Origin of the sequence: Streptomyces sp. KLMMK, assembly GCF_036961605.1 — a bacterium.
GTDB classification, from domain to species: Bacteria; Actinomycetota; Actinomycetes; order Streptomycetales; family Streptomycetaceae; genus Streptomyces; species Streptomyces telluris.
Genome location: NZ_JBAMDC010000538.1, coordinates 1 through 3,641, shown reverse-complemented (window position 1 = coordinate 3,641; position 3,641 = coordinate 1). Strand labels below are relative to the sequence as shown.

The 3,641-nt window shown below is 70.5% G+C and carries 4 protein-coding genes; 2 read left to right on the top strand and 2 right to left on the bottom strand.

The features are described 5' to 3' along the window. The first annotated feature begins 132 nt into the window (after positions 1-132). Entirely contained in the window at positions 133-996 is an 864-nt protein-coding gene (locus V7793_RS35130) for a helix-turn-helix domain-containing protein (RefSeq protein WP_336013752.1), read from the top strand. A 297-nt stretch (positions 997-1,293) separates the two neighbouring features. Continuing rightward, positions 1,294-1,497, top strand: a complete 204-nt coding sequence (locus V7793_RS35125) for a DUF397 domain-containing protein (protein WP_168092701.1) — start codon at positions 1,294-1,296, stop codon at positions 1,495-1,497. 187 nt (positions 1,498-1,684) lie between these two features. Here the strand turns inward: V7793_RS35125 and V7793_RS35120 are convergent, their stop codons facing one another. Beyond that, entirely contained in the window at positions 1,685-2,794 is a 1,110-nt protein-coding gene (locus tag V7793_RS35120) for an ADP-ribosylglycohydrolase family protein (RefSeq protein ID WP_336013750.1), read from the bottom strand. A gap of 46 nt (positions 2,795-2,840) precedes the next feature. After that, positions 2,841-3,641, bottom strand: an 801-nt coding sequence (locus V7793_RS35115; RefSeq protein ID WP_336013749.1) for a hypothetical protein, incomplete at its 5' end; no start/stop codon positions are given.

Genomic DNA, 3,641 nt, shown 5'->3' with positions numbered 1-3,641 from the left:
CCGCAGCGGCCGGCCCCGGCAACCCTTCACCGCAGGCGGACTCTGTGTGGCATTTTCCAGCGCCGCCCCGGCATGTGGTGGCAGGCTGCGAGGTCAGGAGACAGCAGCATGACGGAGCCGGAGGTGCGTCCCGTGGCGTCCAGTGTCAATCCCACCGTTAGGCGACGCCGCTTGGGGCAGGAGCTGCGCAAGCTCCGCGAACTCAAGGGCATGACCGCCGAAGAGGTCGCCGAGCGGCTGCTCGTCTCGCAGTCGAAGATCAGCCGCCTGGAGAACGGCCGCCGCAGCATCAGCCAGCGCGACGTGCGCGATCTCTGCGGGGTGTACGGGGTCGAGGACCACCGCATTGTCGATTCGCTGATGCAGATGGCCAAGGAGTCGCGCCAGCAGGGCTGGTGGCACGCCTTCGGCGACATTCCCTACAGCGTCTACATCGGCCTGGAGACGGACGCGGCCTCACTGCGCGTGTACGAGGCATCTCTCGTACCGGGCCTGCTGCAGACGCCCAATTACGCGAGCGCCGTGACCGAGGGCTCCTGGCCGGAGGCGACGGGCGCGGATATCGAGCGGCGCGTGCAGGTGCGGATGCGGCGGCAGGAACGGATCACCGAAGCGGAGAATCCGCTGCGGCTTTGGGCGGTCATCGACGAGTCGGCGCTGCGCCGGATCGTGGGCAGCCGGGAGATCATGGCGGAACAGATGCGCCAGCTCGTGCAGTTCAGCATGGAGCCGCACATCACGGTGCAGGTGCTGCCGTACGACGTGGGTGCGCATCCGGGCATGTACGGAAAGTTCTCCATTCTTGAGTTCAACGACCCGCAGGATGCCAGCACGGTCTATCTGGAGGGGATCACGAGTGACCTCTACCTGGAGAAGCCGAACGATGTGCAGACCTACAGCGTGATGTACGAGCATTTGCGAATGCAGGCCCTCAACGCGGATCACTCCCGGCAGTTCATCGACCGGGTCGCGGAGGAGTGGGCGGCGGAGATCTGAGCTCGGCGGCCCAGGAGGACCCGAGCGAAGCCGAGCGGACCCGAGCGGACCCGAGCGGATCCGAGCGGTCGCCGGCACGTCCGCGCTGCCGGCCGGCCCCGTCTCCCGGGCGGCCGCCGCACGGTACACCCTCCATCGGTCAACCGGGAAGGGCGTTCCCGAATATGCCATCCGGTCGAGTGAATGGCCCGTTCATCAGGTGATGTTGGCGCGTAACGTCGGTCGCACCTCGGGAAACCGGCGTTCCGACCGGCGTTTCTGATCAAGGCACATACTCACCAAGGCATGGGAGCAATCATGGCCATCCAGCAGGGAAACACCACGTGGCGCAAGTCCTCGTACTCGCTGGCCAACGGCGACTGCGTGGAGGTCGCTTCCCCTCTCCCCCAGTCCATCGCGGTCCGTGACTCCAAGGACCCCCAGGGGCCGATTCTCGGTTTCAAGCCCGCCGCCTGGTCCTCGTTTGTGACGACCGTTTCCCGTCGCGCGTACGACTTCTGATAAGTCCGCCCGATACGACGACTTCACCGCCCCAAGGCAGTTCCGCGCAGAGCCCCCTCGACTGGTCCGCCGTCCCGGCCGAGGGGGTTCCGCCGTATCCGGGCCCGGTCCCGGAGGCCGCGGCCGTGCGGCCACGACCCCGGATTGTGCAATCGCAACGGTCGCCGGCCCCCGGCGGCCCCGCCCGCTAGCCCTGCGGGTAGCGCTCCGTCCAGACCGCCGAGGCGACGTCCGGCCCGTGCAGCTGTGCCCCCTGGGTGAGCTCCAGGGCGAAGTCGTCGGCGAGTTCGGCGATCGCGGCGCGCCCCTCCAGCTCGGCCAGCAGGTCCGGCGGCAGCGCGGTCTCGCCGTGCAGCGCGCCGAGCAGGTTGCCGCAGATCGAGCCCGTGGAGTCGGAGTCGCCGCCGTGGTTGACGGCGAGCAGCAGCCCGTGCCGCATGTCCTCGGCGACCAGCGCGCAGTACACGCCCATGGCCAGGGCCTCTTCGGCCACCCAGCCCTGGCCCAGCGCTTCCAGCCGCTCGGCGCTCGGCGCCCCCTGGCGTACGGCGTCGAGCGCCTGCCGGAGCGCGGCCGTCGTCTCCTCGTGGCCGCCCCACTGCGCCAGCAGGTCGAGCGCCTGCCGGACCGACGTCTCCAGCGTCCCGCCGCGGACGATCCCGTGCACGATCGCCGCGAAGGCGGCCGCCGCCAGAATGCCCGAGGGGTGGCCGTGGGTCTGCGCGGCGCACTCGGCGGCCAGCCGGAAGACCTCCGCGGCCTCCCGGTCCACCAGCAGGCCGAACGGCGCCGAGCGCATCACGGTGCCGCACCCCTTGGACTCCGGGTTCTTGGGCGCGGCGAGGGTGCCCATGCGGTCGTCCGCAAGCCCGGACAGACAGGCGTTGCCCGGGGCCCGCTGCGAGTACAGCCACTCCTGGCGGCCCAGCCGGCCGAGGGCGGGGGTACGCACGTCGGGCCCCGGGTAGCGCTGGGTGGCCTCCCAGCGCAGGTACGCCCGGTGCACCTCCTCGGGTGCGGGCCAGGTGCCGCCGTCGCGCCGCACTTCGGCGCGGATCAGGCCGTCGACGGTGAACAGCGTCATCTGGGTGTCGTCCGTGACGGCACCGCGCCGCCCGTAGGCCCGGACGTAGTCGCGTACGCCGGCGGGCCCGTGATTCCCGCGGATCATGTCGAGCGAGTGGAACTCGATGCCCGCCCCGAGGGCGTCGCCGATCGCCCCGCCGAGCAGGCAGCCGCGGACGCGGGCGCGGAAGTCCTGCTGCTGCGCCCGGCTCCACAGTGCGGTGGTGGTCATGGTGTCCCGCCCCTTCCTGGTCTCAGCCCTGTTCCCGGTCCTGTCCTCAGCCCTTGAGCGGGCGGACCGTCTTCATGATCTCGTCGATCCGGGACTCCGGCAGCGCGCCGGAGACGCCCTGGTCGGCGTACACGATCCAGCTGCTGAATTCGCCGCTGGGGAGCTTCCACACGATGCTCTTGACGATGGCCGTGGGCGGTACGCACGGGCTCGGGCGGTTGAGGACCTTGACCTTGGCGGTGGCGGTCCAGCCCTCGATGCCGTTCTGCTTCCAGGGCTTGGCCTGGCTGACCTCGATCTTGGGCTTGTTGCTCAGGCCGCCGTACGCGAAGACGCCCCAGTTGCCCGCCCAGTTGCGGGTGTTCTCCTGGATGCTCAGGGAGGCGTCGCCGCCCGCCGTGCCGACGGTGGCGAGCTGGCCCTTGCCGGCCTCGCCGATCGCGTTGGGGTTGGCGGACGAGGAGCAGCCGCCCTCGCTGAAGTTGGCGATGTCGCGCATCGAGATCTGCGGCTTACCGGACGCGTCCGTGTACGCGATCACCGTGTCCTGGGGGAAGATCTTCCACTTCTCCCCCGCGCCGGGCACGTCGTACTGGAGCTTGTGCTCCTTGCTGGTCTGCGTCTGCCATCCGGCGGGCACGGCCTGCGGGCCACCGGCCGAGGGGGCCGCGCTGTTGGCGCCGCCTTCGGGGGCCGGCTGCTGCTGGTTGCCCGCGCCCGGGGCACCGGAGGCCTGCGACGTGCCGCCGGCCTTCTCCTCCTTCTTGTCGTCGCCGCCCTTGAGGAAGAAGAACGCGCCGCCGCCGATGACGGCGAGGGCCACGACGCCGCCGACGACGGCGAGCAT